This is a genomic window from Rhizobium sp. NFR07 (assembly GCF_900111905.1).
GTDB lineage: Bacteria > Pseudomonadota > Alphaproteobacteria > Rhizobiales > Rhizobiaceae > Neorhizobium.
In genome coordinates, this window is sequence record NZ_FOKM01000001.1 from 510620 (window position 1) to 529551 (window position 18932).

Sequence of the window (18932 nt, forward strand, 5' to 3'; positions counted from 1 at the left end):
TGCTTGTCTACCCGACCGACGTCAACCTGGACGGTTTGCCCCCATCCGCCGAAGGTATTCCTGACCGAGTGGTTTTGCGAGATAGCCTCCGGACAGTTCCTGCAGCACGTCGATGCCGTAATCGGCATTGGCTTCGACGACGAGAGGCCCATCCGGCGTAATGGCGATATCCCAGCCGAGCGACCGGAAGGGCGCAAGAGTTCTCGCGGCAAGCTCGACGGTATCGCGGGTCTGACGCCAGAACGGTGTGACGAAGCTTGAAGGGTCGACGCGAAACGTCTGGCGGACGTCGTGATACTGGCCGCCGAATTCCGATTCCCGCTTGGCGTCGGTCTTCAGGTGGCCGGTTTCCAGGTCGATGGCGATCATGTAGCCGCCGGCACTGGAGTTGTCGACGATGCTGCCGCGCGTACCAACCTTGAGCGCCGCGGCATTGAAATGAACATGTCCAGAGGCGTCGACCAGAGTGTCTATCCGGATCGTGTTGACCGAGGTCGGGTTGAAGCGGGAAAGGTCGGGATGCTGGCTGATGGTTTCCTGAACGACGAATTCCGTCCAGTAATGCCCCTTGTTCGTCGTGAAGATCAGCCTGTCAAACTCCGCCTCCTCAAGGAGGTGGCCGTCGTGGAACAGCTGGCCATGTCGGGTGCAGAGCTTGAACACGGCGCTGCCCGAGCCACCGGTCAGGGGCTTCACGATGATGCCGTCTGGCAGTTGCAGGGCATCAATGGCGGCGACGAAATCGGCATAGGTGAACGGCTGGCCCGCCATGTCGGCAATGCTGCCGCGCGCGAGGCGGAACAGGGTATTCGTCGATCGCAGGCCAACCGAGCGGATGGTCTTCTCGAACAGGAGCTTGTCCTCGACCATCGTGGGATCGGCCTCGGCATTGGCCGCGTCGCGTGTGATGTGCAGCAGCTCGGTCGGAAGGTAGCGCTCGATCCCGTTTTCGAACTTCCGCAGATACAGGCCGTGCTTCAGATACTGATAGGGGAGGTGGTCGTAGGTCCTGTAGAGGCGGTAGATCTCGGAAATCTGCCGGGGCAGGGGCTTCTTGCCGGATGCACGCAGATAGACCATGAAATCCGCACTCAGCATCCGTTTGAAACGGCGATAATTTCTCATAATCACGGCATCCCTTCTCCTGTCGGAGCCGGCTTCCCGGCGCGATCGCAAGAAATCGTTTTGATTTGCCCATCCTCCACCAGCACCTCTGCCGGGTGGGGATGGGACAGGAAATTGAGCGGGCTGGCGGTTGCGCCATAGGCGCCTGATTGCAGGACGGCGACGAGATCGCCGACGCCGAGATCGGGCATCAGCGCATCGCGGGCAAGCGTGTCGAGCGGCGTGCAGAGCGGACCGACAAGGGTGACCGGACCACTTGCGGTCGCCGTCATACGCGCCGGCGCCACGACCGGGTAATTGCGCTTGATCACCTGGCCAAGATTGCCCGAGGCAGCAAGATGGTGGTTCATCCCGCCTTCCATGACAACGAAGCGCGTCCCGCGCGACTGCTTTACCGCGTTGATCTCGCTTACATAGAGCCCGGCTTCGCCGGCAAGGTAGCGACCCGGCTCCACGATGACGCGCGTATCGGCCAACAGGGCGTCGGCCTTCAGCATGCCCGTGAGCTCCGGAACTGCCGCAGCAACGGCATCGAGATCTAGAGGCTTGTCGATGGAATAATACGGGATGCCGAGGCCGCCACCCAGATCGATCGTCTCCAATGGCCTGCCGATCATTCGGGCGACACGGCCCGCAAGGTCGATCGAATGGCGCCATTGGGCGAGAAGCGCCGAAGCATCCAGGATCTGCGTGCCGCCATAGACATGGATGCCGACGAGTTCGATGTTCGGCACGGCCGTGATCGCGGCAATGGCGGCCTCCAGATCTTCCTCGTCGAAACCGAATGCCGTCGGCTTGCCGCCCATCCGCATGGCACCTGCCTGGACCGTCGGCACCGGATTGACGCGGATCGATACGCGGACCGGCAGCCCGATCGAGCGAAGCCGTTCGATTTCGTCCAGGCCCTCGACATGGATCTCGTCGATGCCGTCGGGCACGACAGTCTCCAGTTCCTGACGGCGTTTGCCCGGTCCGGCGAAAATGATCTGCTTCGGCGACGCGCCCGCGGCGATGGCGGTGCGATATTCGCCGAGCGAGGCGATCTCTATTCCCGCGCCTTCCTGCAGGAACAGCCTGATGACCGCCTGTGCAGGGTTCGCCTTGGCCGAATAATAGATGGAAGCGAAGCCTTCCAGTACCTTGGAAAGCCGGCGATAGGCCGTCCGCATGACGCTGCCGTCATAGATGAAGACCGGCGAACCGGTTTGCGACACGATCGAGCGAACCGGAAGGCCGCCGACACAGAGATCGTCGCCCCGGAGTTCGAAAAGACGTCTTGCGAGCTCGTATCCGTGCTCGGCTGTGTTGGCCTGATCAGCCATTGCTCGTGCGCTCCCTGACCAGCTCGCGATAGTCGACCTTGCCGTTTGGCGTCACCGGCAGGGCGTCGACGATTTCCAGGTCGCGCGGGACCATGTAGGTGGCAAGCGACGCTGAGACCGCCTGCAGGATCGGAGCCGTTTCCACACCCGGCTCGAGCGGGATCGCGACGGCATGGACCTTCTGCCCCGCGAACTCGTCGGGCAGGCCGATAACCGCGACCTGGCGGAACCTGCCGGTCGCCATCACGGCTTCTTCCACCTCGGAGGGGCTGATCCGGTAACCCGATGATTTGATCATCGCATCGTTGCGGCCGATAAAGCTGAAGAAACCGTCCTCGTCCTCGACGGCGAGATCTCCGGAAAAGCAGACAATGTCGCCGCCCAGATCCTTCGGTCGCAGCGGATTCTGCTTCAGCACCTTGGCCGTTTCTTCCGGCCGGTTCCAGTAACCGAGGGAGACCGTCGGCCCACGATGGACGAGGATGCCCGGCTCGCCGGGTTTGGCGCGGCTTCCGTCTTCCTTGACGACGAAGATCTCGGTCTCGGGAATGGCCTTGCCGATGGATGTCGGGCGGCGGTCGAGCTCCTCGGGCGAAAGGAAGGTCGAGCGAAACGCCTCGGTCAGGCCGTACATCAGAAACACGTCCGTATGGGGCAACGCCTTGCGCAGGTTCGTCACGATCTGCGAAGGCACCGCGCCGCCGGAATTGGTGATGTATCGCAAATGCGGCAGGTCCGTCTTCGGCAGCAGTGGCGCCGCCTTGGTCAGGATCGCCCAGATGGTCGGGACGCCGGCCAGGGCGGTGATCCGGTGATCACGCAGCGCGCGGACGATATCGTCGCCGAAACGGAAGGTCAGGATGACGATCAACGCGCCCTGCTCGACAGCGGTCAGAAGCTGGTTCAGGCCGTAATCGAAGCTCAGCGGCAGCACCGACAGAATGCGCTCGGCGGGCGTAATTCCCAGATAAGTGCGCACGATCCGCGTGCCCGCGAGAAGGTTGCGATGCGACAGCATCACGCCCTTCGGGCGCCCCGTGGAGCCGGACGTGTAGAGGATTGCCGCAAGGTCCTCGCCGATGCCGGCTTCCGGCAATACGTCATGCGCCTCGACCTCAGCCATGTCCTCGACCAGAAGCACCTGCGCGTCGGAAATGCCTTCCAGGCATTCGGCGACCATCGGCGAGAGCTTGCGGTTGGTGATGACGATACGGGCGCCGCAATCGGCAACGATATGGCTGATCTGCTGGCCTCGCAGCAATGCATTGATCGGCACGAAAACGCCCATTGCGCGGCTGGTGGCGAAGATCGCCAGGCATTCCTCGATGCCGCGCGGCAGGAAGATCGCGACCCGTTCGCCCCGCTGCAGGCCGGCAGCCGCGAGCGCGCAGGCAAAGCGCATGACGCCCTCGTGCATGGCGCGATAATCGAGCTGCCTGTCGCCATCGATCAGCGCCGGCCTGTCGCTCTGCGCATGGGAAGCAAGCAGATGGTGGAGAAGGACCGGAGAAGGCGTCATGCCGCCGCACGCGATACGAAGCCGACGAGGCTTGCGGGCGTCGCCAGTTCCTGAAAATCGAAGCTGTCATCGTCCATGGAAATCCCGAAACGCTCGGTCAGGAACATGATGAGTTCCAGAAAGCCGAGAGAATCGATCGCCCCGTCGAGCAGGGCCGTATCGGGCTCTATCGGCGCCAGCGCAGGAAACCGCTTGTCGAGATAGCCGTAGACTTCAGCTTCAATGGTGTTCGCAGGCGAAGCGGCAGGGTTCAGCATAGTTTTTCCTTTATCGAAATCCGGTCGGAACTAGACTTTGAGCAAAACACGTTCGGAATAGAGTTCATCAGTCTTCCGCTCGTCCCATTCGCCCTTCACCTGGTAACGCAAGCCGCGTCGCCACAGCCATGAGCAGGGCAGCGTGCTACGTTCGGGCATTCGAAGGCTGAGCAGCGGTATTCCGCGAGCGATAAGATGGCGCGAGAGCGGTCCCAGATGCTCGATGATCAGATCGTTGCTTTCGGCATAGATCACCCGGGCGATGGGAATGCCCTTGCGCCTGAAAGTGTCGAAGACAAGCGGATGAAACTTTCCGCCGGCCTCGATGGTCGTGACGATACAGCCGAGAGCGCGGTGCCTTGCGAGGTCCTGCCGAATAGGGCCGGCAAGAGCTCCCTCCGGCAGATCGTCGATCGATCTCAGGCGACCCCGCCCGCGACCCGTCACTGCGAGCAATGGGAGCGGCAGCAAATGCACGTCATAGCCGATCGTGCGGAAGCCGAGGCGATCGTTCATCGCCACTGCGGCATCCGATGGGGTGAGGTCGGTATAGACGGCGCCGGCATCCGACAGGGCCGAAAGCAGCATGCGCGGCGCGTACCAGCGATGGTCCTCGCGCACATACCATCCGGAAAGATTGACGATCTTCCGATCGGTCTGTGAATCGCGCCTGTTGATCGTCAGAAGGACGCCGACCGGCACGCCATCGGCCATCAGCATGTTGCCGATCGATCCTGCGTTCGCATCGTTGCTGTAGTCCGAAAGACGCTTGAGGCCATCCTGCCAGAAGGCGAGCGACCGCGACGGAAACCCCTGAAGGAGAAGTTCCGCTGCCGCTTCCAGCCCATCACGGCCTATGGCATGTAATTTAAGCATAGAGTGTGTCCGAAGCCCCCTGACTTGTCGGAAAATCTCTATCCCGGACCCTTTCAGAAAGTTTAAACGCGGCGCTTACGCCCCGTTCTCAGCTCAAATACGGTAAACGGTTTCTCATATCGAAAGCTGCAAAAGTATTGATCCGGCAGTTGCTCAGACTTTTCCGGCTGAGACTTTGGCCGCCACGTCCAGTGCCGCCTGCTCGACGATGCCGAACAGGATGTCGCGACTGGCCTGCGGCGTTATATTGTGGTCGGTATCTTCCAGAATATGCAGTTCGGTATTGGGGTATCTCGAGAGTTTTTTGGCATCCTTGCCGAAATGGGCGTGAAGATTATCGAGGCCGACATCGCCCGCGCTGTAGACGATGCGTGTTCCGCCCAACCGCGCCGAGAGCGAACGGAAATCAGCGTGCACCGCCCTGTTGAGACGTTCGATCGGCATGAGCGGGCCGAGAACCGGTGCGAGCAGGTTGGATAGCCGCTGGGCCAGCCTCGCACCGATATGGCGAATGGCTGCCCTGATATCGACATCGCCCCTGGCGAGACGTAGGAACGTCTCCGCCCGAAAGGCCTTTTGCGAATAGTCGGTCAACGGCCGTGGCGCACTTCTGGCAACCTCTTCCGTCGGAGCCCCGAGCCAGCGGAATATGTAGGGATTGACCGCGATACATCCCGCCCAGCGCTCGTCCTCCGCGGCGGCGCGGAACGCGACATATGCGCCGCTGCAGCGTCCGTAAAGAAGGGCAGGGCCGGGCCTGCCGATCTCGTCGAGGAAAGAGCGTGCAATCGCCACGTCGGCGATCTGGGTATCGTCGTAGAGAACCTGCATGCGCCGTCCGGGGGCAGGCGGGCTGTCGCCGACACCGGCACTGTCGAAGCGAAGGGAAGCAATGCCGTTCTTCGCGAGGCGGCGGGCGAGTTCGACGGCCGAACGCCCCCAACCCGCCTGATGGTCGTAGGCAGTGGTCAAGAGCACGACGGTCACTTCGGTCGGATTTGCACTGGGCTCGCAAAGGGTCCCGATCAGTCGGACACCGGGGCCGAAACGCAGCCCGGTTTCCCGGATCACGTCGTCGACGAGGACAGCAGGGCCTAATGGGGCCGCAGGTGGACTGGCGATCGAGCCCTGCGCTTCCGGCAGTCTTGCGATCCATGCGAGCAGCTCTGCCATGAGAGCATGGGGAAGCCGCTGCCCATGGGGGTTCTCGACGAGGCGGTCATAATCCGGAATGGTGCAATGGTGCAGTTGCGCGCCGTTCTGTTCCAGCTGTTCGCGCAATTTCCGGTCCGATGCGCTGTCGGGCCGTGACGCGAAGAATATTCGTCCGGCCGCACTGGCCGCCAATGTCTCCGGCTTTAGCGTATCGAGTGTCGACACAATCCCTCTCGGCATCGTGAGGCCGGCAATCGTGCCGGGGCTAGTGTCCCGTCGATGCACCGGGACGCCGACCCCTTCGTCGATGATGGTCGACCAGACGGATAGCTCGCGCAGATAACGCTTGCCCGCGACGACAGGGGCGAGAAGTGCCAGTCCGGCCAGCCCCCCCACCTCCTTCCCGGCATTGCAGGCGATGGCCGCGCCGATACCGAAGCCCAGCAGGACGACGCTCCGCGCTCCCGACAGCGCCCGCAGCGCATCGGCGCCGCGACGAGCCGCATCGGTCCAGCAGTCCATATCGATGACCGCGTCTTCGGCGTCGAGCGCATTCCCGGTGCCCGGATAGTCGAAACGGAGGCTGGCAACGCCGATATCGGCAAGATCTTCGGCGAGAATGCGGAAGAAGCGCCGGGTGCTCAGCTCGTCGATGCCCCAGGGGCTGAGAAACAGCACCGCGACATCGTGCGCCTCGTCGGCAGCGTCGACCGACATGAACAGCCCCGGCATGCCCGAAAAAGTCACAGGATGGGCGGCTCTGCGCACCTTGTCTCCCTGCTTGTGAGGAGCTTTGTCGCAATTGGCGATATAATCAGCCATCCGGATTGGCCTCGGAATATTTGAGGTTCGCAGAGGTGAATTCGTCGCCACCCGCAGGGCTTTTCGTCTTCCACGCGGTTTTGGTGAGAAAAATCCAGGTGGCGGCTACAAGCGAAACCTGGACGATAAGACGCGCCAGACCGGCGCCGATCAGTCCACCGAGCGTCGCACCGATCCAGACTGCCGGGATCATCACCAGCGCCGTTGCCAGCAGCAGGCCGATGCGGACTTTCTGCTGACCAACCGCCCGAAGAATATCCGCCCCGATGCCGGAAAGGCCCATGAGAAGCGGAAACAGCGCGAGCAGCTGGATGATCTCGGGTGTCCCGTCATATTCGTGGCCGATCAGGACCGGGAGGTAATCGGCAATGAAGTAGAGGAATATGGCGATCGGAGTCGAGATCAGCAGCGAGAACGGGACAAGGCGAAGGCCGAAGCGCACGCTTTCGCTGGCGCTCGCCGTCGCATTGCGGAAATGACGTGTATAGGTGGCGTAAAGCAGGGCCCGCACCGGCGCGCAGGCGGCATCGACGATCTTGAAGCCCGCCGCATACTGACCCGCGATAGCCGGGCCGAGCGCATAGGCGACCGCCGGCTTGTCGATATCGGCGACGCTGCCGAGTGCAACGAATTCCAGGCAATATTGCAGGCCGAGCGATATGTCCTTTCTGATGACCGCCGGTTTCGGAAGACCGCAGACGGATTTCATCAGGACAACCGAGACCAGCGCGCCGACGGCGGACGCCGCAAGATACCACCATGCCCAATTGTCGAGCGTGAGCTTCGGCTCGATCAGGATAGCCGCGACCAGGAAAAGAGCGCGCAGGATCGCAAGTCCGACATTGACGAGGAACTGGAGGTCGGCGCGGTCGCGGGCCATGAATGTACTGGCACAGACGGCGACAAAACGCCCGAATACGAGATGCGCAACGACAAACGCGAGCAGCGACGTGATCGTCAGATGGTCGCCCACCAGCGAATAGCCGACAACGGCTGCGGTCGCCCCGACCAGCGGCATGGTCAATCCCGACATGGCAATGCTGTGTCCGAGGTAGCGACCGAAATTTGCCGGATCAACCGCCGAACGCTGTATCATGACGTGATCGCTTCCAAGGCCGACGAGCAGCACACCGATGCCATTGATGCTGGAAAGCGTGACGAACACACCGTAGTCCGATGGTCCGAGATAGCGAGAGATCAGCATGAAATAGCCGAACTGGACCACCAGCTGCATGCCGAAATTGAAAGTATAAACGATCGTATTTCTGGCGATCCGCGAGCCACGCAGTCGTTCGACAATATTAACGATCGTTTTCATCCGTTCCCCTGCGGCAAAGAGCCACGAATATCGCTAGGCGGGCTGCATTATGATTAAAAAATCGTTCCGCTTATATTTTCCGGACAATACTCGGGACGTCCTAATTTAACGATAAAGCGCGGGCAATCCTGAACCGCAAAGTAAGATAAACCGTTTCTTGAGTTTTGCTTTCTAGAGATGAGCGACAACCACGTCTCCCATCGGTGCTGCCATGCTCGCGAATACGCTCTATCTCACCTTTCATGGCATTGGCGCGCCGATCGTTCCTCCGGCCGAGGGTGAACTCAAGTATTTCGTGTCACCCGATGTCTTCCGACAGACTGTCGACATGCTCGATGGGCTGGAGGAGCAGATCAGGGTTCAGGCGCATGTGACATTCGATGACGGCAACCTCTCGGATTATGTCATCGGGCTGCCTTCGCTGATCGAGCATAACCGCAAGGGCATTTTCTTCGTCCTTGCAGGCCGCATAGGTCAGAAGGGATATCTCTCGGCTGGACAGATACGCGAGATCGCCGCGGCCGGCATGCTGATCGGCACCCATGGCCATGATCACGTCGACTGGCGGCGGCTGGACGCGGCCGGCGCCGAGCGAGAGCTCGTTACGGCGCGCAGGAAGATAGAGGATGAGCTCGGTTCGCCGGTCACCTATGCCTCGGTGCCTTTCGGTCGCTTCGACAGGCCTTTGCTCCGCCGGCTCAGGGCGTTGGGCTATGAACGGGTCTTTACCAGCTCGATGAGCCTTGCCCTCGACAATACATGGTTTTGTCCCCGCCGGTCGCTGACGGAGACTTTTGATCCAGCCACAGGGCTCATGCCTCTCGTCGGCCTCGACGAAAGGGTTCGAAGCGTTGCCTATGCTGCGGCTCGCCGACTGCGCTACCGCTGGTAGTTTGCTTCCAGTAGAGCAAGCTTTTCCCGCGCCTCGCCGCCGCTAATTTTCGTAAATACTACATTAGACATTCAAGACATTAATTTATCGCCATCTATCTCGCAAAGTATTAACCGATAAAACCAGAGATAAACCTCTATACCGTAATAAACTGCGAAAATTTACTCTCTATTAGAGACGAAGCCCCATCAATTCCCTCGTATTACTTAGACGCAATCGCACTTGTTTCATATTGGCATCCGGACCGCATCGTTGCGCGGGGCGTCAGCTGATCCAAGGGGGAAGGGCAGGGCGCTGTGACCTTGATTTCTGTAGTCATGTGCACGTTCGACAGAGAGATCATGGCACGTCGGACACTCGAATCCGTCTATGCCCAGAATCTGTCCGCGGGCCTCGACTTCGAAATGATCGTCGTCGACAACACGGCATCCGGCAATGCCCGTGGCTGGGTCGCCTCGCTCTCCGGGCACAACCCATCGCCCCGCTACGTTCAGGAGCCGACGCCCGGGATTTCGCATGCCCGCAATGCCGGGGTTGCGGCTGCCCGAGGCGAGTTCCTTGCCTTTATCGACGACGACGAGACGGCCGAGCCCGAGTGGCTCGCCAATCTCTATCGGGCGCTGATCGGGCATAAGGCGGATATCGGCACCGGCCCGGTGCATCCCGTGTTCGAGAACAAGGCATCTCTCGGATGGGATCCGGCACCTTTCTTCTATGGCAAGCGGGAGGCCATGCCGACCGGCGGCGAGCTCGAGTCCGCCCGCACGGGCAACATCATGCTGCGCGTCGCCACCTGCTTCGACGGCACGCCGCCGTTCGACCCGCGGCTTGGCCGCTCCGGCGGCGAGGACACCGATTTTACACATGGCCTCCATCGCAAGGGACGCAAGATCATCTGGGTGGCCGATGCCGTGATCCACGAATTCTGGCCGGATGCAAAAGCCTCTCTTCCGGCTTTCCTGCGCCGCAAACTGGTGACCGCGCGCAATACGACACTGGTGCGGATCGCGCGCAGTGCCCGCCCGCTGCCCGCCGTCGCCGCCATGGCGGTGAAGGCGCTGGTCCAGCTCGCCGTTTTCTCTCCGCTTGCCGCGGTCAGCTATCCGATCAGCCGGCAGGTTTATGCGCGCTGCGCCATGCAGGTAATGTCGGCATTCGGCAAGCTGACCTTCTGGCTGCGCGCCGGCTACTACGGCCAGGGCGGAGAGCGGACATGACGCCTCACACGCTCGACCGGCCCTACAAGGTCGCCATCCTTCATCAGGGCTGCGTTCCCGTCTACAGGCGCGGCTTTTTCACCCGCCTCGCGCAGACGTCGGAAAACGATTATGTCGTCTTCCACGGCAGACCGCCATCAAACACCTCCCTGCAGGCCGCCAGGCCTCCTTTCCCGTTTGCCAATATCGAAGTGCAGGCGGTCGAGCTGCGGGTGAAAAAATCGCTGCTCATCTGGCAGCGCTCCGTGCTCCGCTACCTCTCGGGCCGTTTTGACGGCGCGGTCATCGGCCACGAATTCAAGTTCGTCTCCAGCCTCGCCATCCTCCTTTTGTCGAAAGTCATGCGGCGGCCTGTCTTCTTGTGGGGCTTCGGCTATCGCAAGGCCTATGACACCTGGGATCAGGGCGGCTCTCCGTCTTTGAAGGACCGCCTGTCGTCCCGGGCCGCGGACAAGCTCGCCCGTCTGGCTGACGGTTATATCGCCTATACCGAAAAGGGCCGGGCGCATCTCCTTTCGATCGGCGTGCCGGCCGAGCGCATTCAGGTCGTCCGCAACACGATCGACGTGGAAGAGCAGATCGAACTGTCCCGCCAGGTCGCCGGCGAGGACGATGCGGTTATCCGAACCGAATTCGGGCTGCGGCCGGATGCCGATGTTCTTCTCTATGTAGGACGGCTGGTGCCGCGCAAGGATGTCGGAAGCCTGATCCGCTTCGCGGCAGCCAATCCCGATGTCGCCGGCCGCCCGGTCGACGTGCTGATCATCGGCGACGGCGAGGAGCGCGCGAAGCTCGAGCAACTGGGCAATGGTGCATCCAACATCCACTTTGCAGGCGCGATCGATCCGTCCGATATCCGGCTGGCAAAGGCAATGAAGCTCTGCCGCGCGGTCGTGGTCCCGGGCTATCTCGGCCTCGCAATCAATCACGCCTTCGCCCATGGCCGGCCCGTCATCACCCGCGCCCACGACTTCCACAGCCCGGAGATCGAATATCTGACGGATGGCGAGGACGGCCTGCTCATTCCCGGTGATGAAGCAGCGTTTCACGAGGGCCTGAAGGCCTTTCTCGCGTCGCCGCATGACCAGAAACGCCTGGCGGAGAATGCGGCAGCGCGCCGCGAGACGCTACGGATCGACTACATGGTCAAGGCCTATGACGGCTTCATAAGCCGGGTGGTCGCATCCGCCGGGAGGCGTGCATGAGCGGCATGATCTCACGGCTGAAGACGGCATCTCTCGGCGATACGCTCGTTCGCCGCTTCCCGCCGCTTTATTCCGCCTTTCGTCAGCAGCTCCGCACCTTCGACGATAGCGACATTGCCGGCAGACAGGCCCTTCAGGCGCAGCTCATTCAAGAAACGCTGGCAGGCGCGGCAAGGCTTCGCGGCTATGCCGCTCTCAAGGGCGCTCAACTCCATGACTACCCTGTGCTGACAAAAGAACGGCTTCGTTCCGTGCCCCGGGAATACATGTCCCGCAGCGGCCTCCTTTCGACGGCTGCGGCAACCAGCGGATCGTCCGGCGTTCCATTGTCGCTGAAGCGCAGCTTTTCCTCCGTCGTTTTCGAGCAGGCCGTTCTCGATCATGTCGCGGCGCTCGCCGGCGCGGATTTTCGTCGAGACAGGGTTGCCGTTTTGCGGGGCGGCGCCGTCAAGGATCCGTCCGACCGGGATCCGCCCTATTGGCGTCCGGAAAGCGGCGGCCGGGTGTTGAATTTCTCCGTCGCGCATCTGAATGCGGCAACTGCCGTGGCATTCATCGAAGCGCTGGAAGCGTTCTCGCCCAAGGTGATGTGGGTCTATCCGTCCGCACTCGAAATGCTTGTCGCCTGCTTCGAACGGGACGGTCGGCACATGCAGGTGCCGGTGATCCTGTCGTCCTCCGAGGTCCTGTCCGACGAACTGCGTGCCAAGGCGGAGAGCCTGTTCGGCGCCTGTGTCGTCGACTATTACGGCCAGGCCGAACGTGTCTCCTTCGCCTATGCCCTGAAGGCCGGCGCCTACCGCTTTCTGCCAGCCTATGGCCGGGTGGAACTGCATGCGGTCGAAGGCGAAGACAAATCCCGCTTCCGCATGATCGCCACCAACCTGCGCAACCGGGCGCAGCCGCTCATCCGCTACGACACCGGCGATATTGCCATCGTGCCGGGCGATGCGAGTGCGGCAAGCCTCAACGAGGTCATCCTCGGATGCCGGACCTTCGCACGCATCGAGGGCCGGGAAAGCGATTATCTGCTGGCGCCCGACGGCAGCCGGCTGATCGGCATGAACCATATTCCACGCTCGATCGACGGGCTTCTGCAGATGCAGCTGCGACAGACGGAGCCGGATCGCGTGCTGGTGCTCGCTGTTCCCGACGGACAGCCGAGCGACGTGTTGAAGGCCGCGATCGCCGCAAGAATGCAGGCTCGCCTGCCCGACACGATGCGGATCGAGATCCGCTTTTGCGATGCGATCGAGCGGGAAAAGAGCGGGAAGATGCCGCTTGTCGTCAGGGCAAAGGACATCGGCACATCGATTACGGACGCTGCAGACGCGGGGTCCTTGAAATTCATGGGGGTCTTATGAAAATTTCACTATTCGGACTGGGTTATGTCGGAGCGGTGACCGCCGCCTGCCTCTCCCGCGACGGTCATCATGTCGTGGGTGTCGACAACCAGCAGATCAAGGTCGACATCATCAACAGCGGCAAGTCTCCGGTCGTCGAGGAAGGTGTCGCCGAACTGATCCAATGCGGCATCGCCAACGGCCGGCTGCGTGCGACGACGGATGTCAACGATGCCATCGAGACGACGGACATGTCGCTCGTCTGCGTCGGCACGCCGAGCCGCAAGAACGGTTCGCTCGATACGGATATCATCGAGCGCGTCTGCCAGGAGATAGGAGCCGCCGTGGCCGCTAAGAAGCGGCCGCATACGGTCGTCATCCGCTCCACCATCCTGCCGGGCACGATGCGCAGCCTGATCATCCCCGCGCTGCGCAAGGCAGCCGGAGATGACGCCGAACTCCATGTCGGCAACAATCCCGAGTTTCTGCGCGAGGCGAGCGCCGTCTACGACTATGACAACCCGCCGAAGATCGTCGTCGGAGCGGAAAACACCGATGTCGCCGCACAGATCGCATCGATCTACGACGGCATCGACGCGGCACGCTTCCTGACCTCGGTCGAGGTCGCCGAACTGGTCAAATATGCCGACAATGCCTGGCATGCCGTGAAGGTGGCCTTTGGAAACGAGATCGGCAATATCGGCAAGGCCGTCGGCATCGACAGCCATGAAGTAATGAACATCTTCTGCAGGGACGAGAAGCTCAACATCTCGCCGCGCTATCTGATGCCGGGCTTTGCCTTTGGCGGCTCCTGCCTGCCCAAGGACGTGCGGGCACTCTCCTACAAGGGCCGCGAGCTCGATCTGGCGCTGCCGCTGCTCAACAGCGTGCTGAAGTCGAACGAGGAGCAGATCACCCGCGCCTTCGACGACATCATGGCTTATGGCAAGCGCAAGATCGCCATCTTCGGCATCAGCTTCAAGTCCGGCACCGACGACTTGCGGGAAAGCCCGCAGGTAACGCTGCTCGAAAGACTGCTCGGCAAGGGCATGGACATCCTGATCTACGACCGCTTCGTCAATTTCGCCCGGCTCTACGGTGCCAACCGCGAGCACATCCTCAATGTCATCCCGCACATATCGAGCATCCTCGTCGACGATTTCGACAAGGTTGCCGCCCACGGCGACGTCGTCATCGTCGGCAATTCCGATCCCGAATTCGAGAAACTCACCGGCCGCTTGAGAGACGACCAGAAACTCTACGATCTCGTTCGCCTGAAGAATGCCGAGGAACTGGGAGGCCGCTATGCAGGTGTTAACTGGTAAGGACATCGAGGCCGCGGTCGAACGCCCGTTCGACCGCCGCGTTTTGATCATCGTCGAGAATTTGCCGGTCCCGTTCGACCGTCGCGTATGGTCCGAGGCAACGACCCTGCGTGCCGCAGGCTATACGGTTTCGGTCATCTGCCCGACGGGCAAGGGCTTCGAGAAGCTCTACGAGGAACTGGATGGCATCCACATCTACCGCCATCCCCTACCGCTCGATGCGCGTGGCCTGTTCGGTTACATCCGCGAATATTCCTCGGCCCTGTATCACGAGCTGCGCCTAGCGCTCAAAATCCGCCGCGAGCGCGGGTTCCATGTCATCCACGGCTGCAATCCGCCCGATCTGATCTTTCTGATCGCCTGGATATTCCGGCCGTTCGGCGTCAAGTTCCTGTTCGATCATCACGATATCTGCCCGGAACTCTACGAGGCGAAATTCGGTCGACGTGGCCTGCTCTACAAGCTGACGCGTTTCTTCGAAAAGCTGACATTCCGCTCGGCGACGATTTCGATCGCCACCAATGCATCCTATCGCGACATTGCGGTCAGCCGCGGCGAGATGAATGCCGACGACGTCTTCATCGTCCGCTCCGGTCCGAAGATCGAGAAGCTGCAGATCCGGCCGCCGACGCCGGCGCTGAAGAAGGGCTTTGCGCATCTGGTCGGCTATGTCGGGGTGATCGGTCAGCAGGAAGGCATGGACCTCCTGGTCGATGCCGTCGATCACATCGTCAACACGATGCAACGCACCGACGTTCATTTCGGCATCGTCGGCGGTGGGCCTGAGCTTGCAACCATCGTTGAGGACGTCGAGGCACGCGGTCTGTCGCGTTACTTCACCTTTACCGGGCGTGCGCCCGACGAGGTCATGCTCGACATGCTGAACACGGCGGATGTCTGCATCAACCCGGATCGCGTCAATCCCATGAACGATCTGTCGACGATGAACAAGATCCTCGAATACATGACGCTGAAGAAGCCGATCGTGCAGTTCGAGACACGGGAGGGCAGGGTGTCTGCCGGTGCGGCATCGGTCTATGCCGGACGCAACGATGCCCGTGATTTCGGCGAGAAGATCGTCGCCCTGCTCGATGATCCGATGAAGCGGGAGGTGATGGGCGAAGTAGGACGCCAGCGTATTCTCTCGGCCTTCTCATGGGAGCATTCGGCGCCTGTCCTGCTGGCAGCCTATGAACGGCTCTTTCGCACGATCGAGCCGGTGGCGCAGGAAAACCCGCCGGAGGAAATGGTTTATGTCGCGGATGACCAGGTCCGCATCAGGGCGTCCAGATGAGCACAAGTGTCATTTCCGATCGCCTTGGATGGTATGGGCGGCGTCTGTCCTCCATGTCGGTGCCCGAAATCCTGCACAGGGTCGGCGAACTCGCACAGAAACAGTCCGCGCGATTGGTCGCCTCGGGCTGGGCGCGCTTCGGTGTCGGCGACGGACCGCTGCCCGTCTTTCCCGTCGAGCTCGACATATCGAATGTCGACGAGGCGCTTCTGGCACGCTGGCGGCATATGGCGGAAGAAACGATGGCGGGCCGCTTCCGGCTTCTCGGCGTCGACTGGCCACAGACGAACGGCAAGTCGATCTGGCATTTTGATCCGGTGTCGCAGCGCGAATGGCCGCAAAATTCCTATTGTTTCGAGATCAACTACCGGCACAGCGATCGTTACGGCGATATAAAATATGTCTGGGAGGTCAACCGCCTTCAGCATCTGCAGCCGCTTGCAGCGCTCGCGCGCATCACGGGCAGCGACGAGATCCGCGCTTTCGTTGTGGCCGAGATCGATAGCTGGATCGCGGGCAATCCGCCGTTCCTCGGCGTCAACTGGTCATCCGGCATCGAGCTTTCCCTCAGGGCAATCAGCATCCTGATTGCCACGCAGCTTCTGGGCGAAGGCGCGTTCTCGGAACAGCAGCGCCGGGCGATACGATCGTTCCTGGCGGCAACCGGCATGTGGATCAGCCGCTATCCCTCGCGCTTCTCATCCGCCAATAACCATCTGATCGCCGAGGCCGTCGGTCTTCTCGCCATCGCGACGGCATGCCCGGATCTGCCCGGAGCCAAGCGATGGTATGGCTATGCCCGGCGGATACTGGCCGATGAGGCCGAACGGCAATTCCACGCGGATGGCATCGGGGCCGAACAATCGCCCACATATACTGCCTTCACGCTGGAGCTTTATCTGACAGCCGCAAAGATCGCCGAAGCCGCCGGCCATCCGCTGCCAAGGCGGGTCATGGACCGGCTGTCGGCTGCAGGCAGCGCCCTGTCATGGTTCATGGACGAGAATGGCGAAGTGCCGCGCATCGGCGATGATGACGAGGGCCGGGTGATCGTCAGCGATCCGCAATCGGACCGGCTTTATGTGGCGTCCATTCTTTCGGCGACGGCAGCCGTCTGCGGCAAGGCCTATATCGCGCCACCCGCCGCACCGGCCCATCTGCGCGACTTTCTTTTCGGGCGCGGTTCGGGCCAGATCAGGGGCAGGGGGGTCCGTTGCTTTTCCAAGGGCGGCTACACCGTGCTGCGCGACCGCGTGCATGAAAAGCAGGTCGTGCTGGCAATGGACCACGCACCCCTGGGCTATCTGTCCATCGCCGCGCATGGCCATGCCGATACGCTGGCGGTCTGGCTAACCTACGGTGGCAAGGCGCTTCTGGCGGATGCGGGAACCTATCTTTATCACGCAGGCGGTGCCTGGCGGGATGCGTTTCGCGGCACGCAAATGCACAATACGCTCTCGGTGGCAGGCGAAAATTCCAGCCTCGTTTCGAGCGCTTTCAACTGGAAAGCCAAGGCCGCGGTCGAAGGCGTCCACGTTGATTGCAATCTCGAAGCCTTCCATTGTCGGGCGGTTCACGATGGCTATCTCACCCGCTTCGGCGTGAAGCATGCCCGCTCGCTGCTGCGGGTATCACCTGATGTCTTCACGATCGAGGACCGGCTGGAGGGGACGGATAATGCGACACGCGAGGTCACCATCAGCTTCGTCGCAGGCGAAGGGGTGGAGATCGTCGCGGGCGATGAAGAGGGCGTTTTCCATTTCGTCGCCGACGGAAAACCCGCCATGCGCCTCCAGGGGCCGCAGACACTGACGGGAAGGATCGTCAAGGGTCTCGAAGACGAGCGTCTCGGCTGGATGTCTCCCTGCTTCGGCCAAAAACAGCCCGCCTATCATCTTCTCTTCGAAGGCGCGGCTTCCCCCGGGGACGGCATGATCACCGAACTGAAGCTGCTATGAGATACTGGTATAAGGCGGTCCTTGCCCTGCTGCTTGCCGGCCTGACGATGGCCCCGCATGTTTCGCAGGCTGCAGACACACCAACATTTCGGCGCGGTATCAATCTCGCTCGACTGCACAGCCTTCCGACTGAAGATCCGTCCAAACCCGGTGCGTTTGCCTGGCCGCCTTTCCAGGGACCGCTTGCGCAAATCACCGATGCGGAGCTTGTGCGTCTGCGTGAGCTGGGTTTCGATTTCATCCGGCTACCGGTTGCACCCGCACCGTTTCTCACGGAGACGGAAAGCCGGCGGCAGGCGCTTTTCGATGACCTGTTCGGCACCGTGAGGCGTCTGCAGGGCGCCGGCTTCGGCGTTCTGCTCGACGCGCATCCGAACCACACTGACGAAAACTGGTCGGCTCCGGCAATTCTTTCGAAAGCCGATGGTTCTGCTTTCAAGCAATACGCGGCATGGCTCAAAAAGCTCGCGCGCTTCCTGCGTAACCGTCCTTCGGAAAAAACCGCGCTTGGCCTGATGAACGAGCCCCAGGACGAATGCCATATCCCGGGAGCCGGCGACTGGACGCGGATGCAGCCGCGTCTCCACGCTGCCGTGCGCGCCACGGCACCCGATCTGGCGATCGTCGTCACGACCGGCTGCTGGTCGTCGCCCGATGCCTTGCACCATCTCGATATGTCGATCTATGACGACAAGACGCTGGTCGACGTCCACTATTACCGCCCGCATGCCTTCACGCATCAGGGCCTGCCTTTCGCCAACACGCCGACCCGCTATCTGTCCGGCCTTGCCTATCCCGGCCAGGGCGCGGACACGAACCTCACCATGTTCCGCTCGATGCAGCTGATCAAACAACGGCAAAAGGACGGGGCCGATGTTCCGGCCGACGCGATGAAGCAGGTCAAGGATGCTGTCGCCGACTATTACGACAATCCGCCGATCGTCGATCAGACCTATATCCCCAGCCATTTCGCTGCGATGAGGCAATGGACCAAGGAACAGAAAGTCGATCCGGCACGGCTCATCATCGGTGAGTTCGGCGCAGCCCGCCCGCCGAAGGGCATGCCCGAGAACCCGGGCCGCACGCTCTGGCTGGAGCATGTCCGCAAGGCTGCCGAGGCAAACGGCTTCGGCTGGGCGATGTGGGACTACAATGCCGGCGACGGCTATCCCGGTTTCGGGTTGGTTTTTGACAATGAATCACGCAAGATCGATCCCGACGTGGTGGATGCACTCGGCCTGGATCCGAAGGGACTTCGCCGGTAGAAGCCGCTGATGGAGCCGGGGCTGTTTTGAGGCCCGCCG

Annotated in this window: 15 protein-coding genes; 8 read left to right on the top strand and 7 right to left on the bottom strand. The window is 61.5% G+C overall.

What is annotated here, in order from left to right:
• Positions 1-21 precede the first annotated feature (21 nt).
• The 7 genes from BM216_RS02255 to BM216_RS02285 all read right to left on the bottom strand — a co-directional run bounded on the left by BM216_RS02255 (position 22) and on the right by BM216_RS02285 (position 8394).
• Positions 22-1125: a sugar-transfer associated ATP-grasp domain-containing protein gene (locus BM216_RS02255; RefSeq protein ID WP_092994239.1), complete on the bottom strand. Its 1104-nt coding sequence runs from the start codon at positions 1123-1125 to the stop codon at positions 22-24.
• Between the two features lie 2 nt (positions 1126-1127).
• Positions 1128-2447: a type III PLP-dependent enzyme gene (locus tag BM216_RS02260; protein ID WP_092994242.1), complete on the bottom strand. Its 1320-nt coding sequence runs from the start codon at positions 2445-2447 to the stop codon at positions 1128-1130.
• Entirely contained in the window at positions 2440-3966 is a 1527-nt protein-coding gene (locus BM216_RS02265) for an AMP-binding protein (RefSeq protein ID WP_092994245.1), read from the bottom strand. The genes BM216_RS02260 and BM216_RS02265 overlap by 8 nt, the downstream gene beginning before the upstream one ends.
• On the bottom strand, positions 3963-4223 hold the full coding sequence (locus tag BM216_RS02270; RefSeq protein WP_092994248.1) for an acyl carrier protein: 261 nt from the start codon (positions 4221-4223) through the stop codon (positions 3963-3965). The genes BM216_RS02265 and BM216_RS02270 overlap by 4 nt, the downstream gene beginning before the upstream one ends.
• Positions 4224-4253: 30 nt before the next feature.
• Positions 4254-5099: a hypothetical protein gene (locus tag BM216_RS02275; RefSeq protein WP_092994250.1), complete on the bottom strand. Its 846-nt coding sequence runs from the start codon at positions 5097-5099 to the stop codon at positions 4254-4256.
• Between the two features lie 153 nt (positions 5100-5252).
• The gene (locus BM216_RS02280; protein ID WP_092994253.1) at positions 5253-7076 is read right to left on the bottom strand and encodes an alpha/beta hydrolase; all 1824 of its coding nucleotides are present in this window, start codon (positions 7074-7076) and stop codon (positions 5253-5255) included.
• A complete protein-coding gene (locus BM216_RS02285) occupies positions 7069-8394 on the bottom strand; it encodes a lipopolysaccharide biosynthesis protein (RefSeq protein ID WP_092994255.1) in 1326 nt (441 codons plus the stop codon). Before BM216_RS02285 ends, BM216_RS02280 begins: the two co-directional genes overlap by 8 nt.
• A gap of 211 nt (positions 8395-8605) precedes the next feature.
• On the opposite strand from BM216_RS02285, the gene BM216_RS02290 reads away from it, so the two are divergent.
• The 8 genes from BM216_RS02290 to BM216_RS02325 all read left to right on the top strand — a co-directional run bounded on the left by BM216_RS02290 (position 8606) and on the right by BM216_RS02325 (position 18893).
• On the top strand, positions 8606-9286 hold the full coding sequence (locus BM216_RS02290; protein WP_092994257.1) for a polysaccharide deacetylase family protein: 681 nt from the start codon (positions 8606-8608) through the stop codon (positions 9284-9286).
• Positions 9287-9603: 317 nt separating this feature from the next.
• The gene (locus BM216_RS02295; RefSeq protein ID WP_092994259.1) at positions 9604-10503 is read left to right on the top strand and encodes a glycosyltransferase family 2 protein; all 900 of its coding nucleotides are present in this window, start codon (positions 9604-9606) and stop codon (positions 10501-10503) included.
• Positions 10500-11708, top strand: coding sequence for a glycosyltransferase family 4 protein (locus tag BM216_RS02300; RefSeq protein ID WP_092994261.1), 1209 nt, complete (start codon positions 10500-10502; stop codon positions 11706-11708). The genes BM216_RS02295 and BM216_RS02300 overlap by 4 nt, the downstream gene beginning before the upstream one ends.
• Positions 11705-13072 (top strand): phenylacetate--CoA ligase family protein, encoded by a 1368-nt coding sequence (locus BM216_RS02305; RefSeq protein WP_092994264.1) that lies wholly within the window; start codon positions 11705-11707, stop codon positions 13070-13072. Before BM216_RS02300 ends, BM216_RS02305 begins: the two co-directional genes overlap by 4 nt.
• Positions 13069-14376 carry a nucleotide sugar dehydrogenase gene (locus tag BM216_RS02310; RefSeq protein ID WP_092994266.1) on the top strand — a complete coding sequence of 436 codons (1308 nt, stop codon included), beginning with the start codon at positions 13069-13071 and terminating at the stop codon, positions 14374-14376. Before BM216_RS02305 ends, BM216_RS02310 begins: the two co-directional genes overlap by 4 nt.
• The gene (locus BM216_RS02315; RefSeq protein WP_092994269.1) at positions 14357-15670 is read left to right on the top strand and encodes a glycosyltransferase family 4 protein; all 1314 of its coding nucleotides are present in this window, start codon (positions 14357-14359) and stop codon (positions 15668-15670) included. The genes BM216_RS02310 and BM216_RS02315 overlap by 20 nt, the downstream gene beginning before the upstream one ends.
• Positions 15667-17628, top strand: coding sequence for an alginate lyase family protein (locus BM216_RS02320; protein ID WP_092994272.1), 1962 nt, complete (start codon positions 15667-15669; stop codon positions 17626-17628). The genes BM216_RS02315 and BM216_RS02320 overlap by 4 nt, the downstream gene beginning before the upstream one ends.
• Positions 17625-18893, top strand: a complete 1269-nt coding sequence (locus BM216_RS02325; RefSeq protein ID WP_092994275.1) for a glycoside hydrolase family 5 protein — start codon at positions 17625-17627, stop codon at positions 18891-18893. Before BM216_RS02320 ends, BM216_RS02325 begins: the two co-directional genes overlap by 4 nt.
• The last annotated feature ends 39 nt before the right edge of the window (positions 18894-18932 follow it).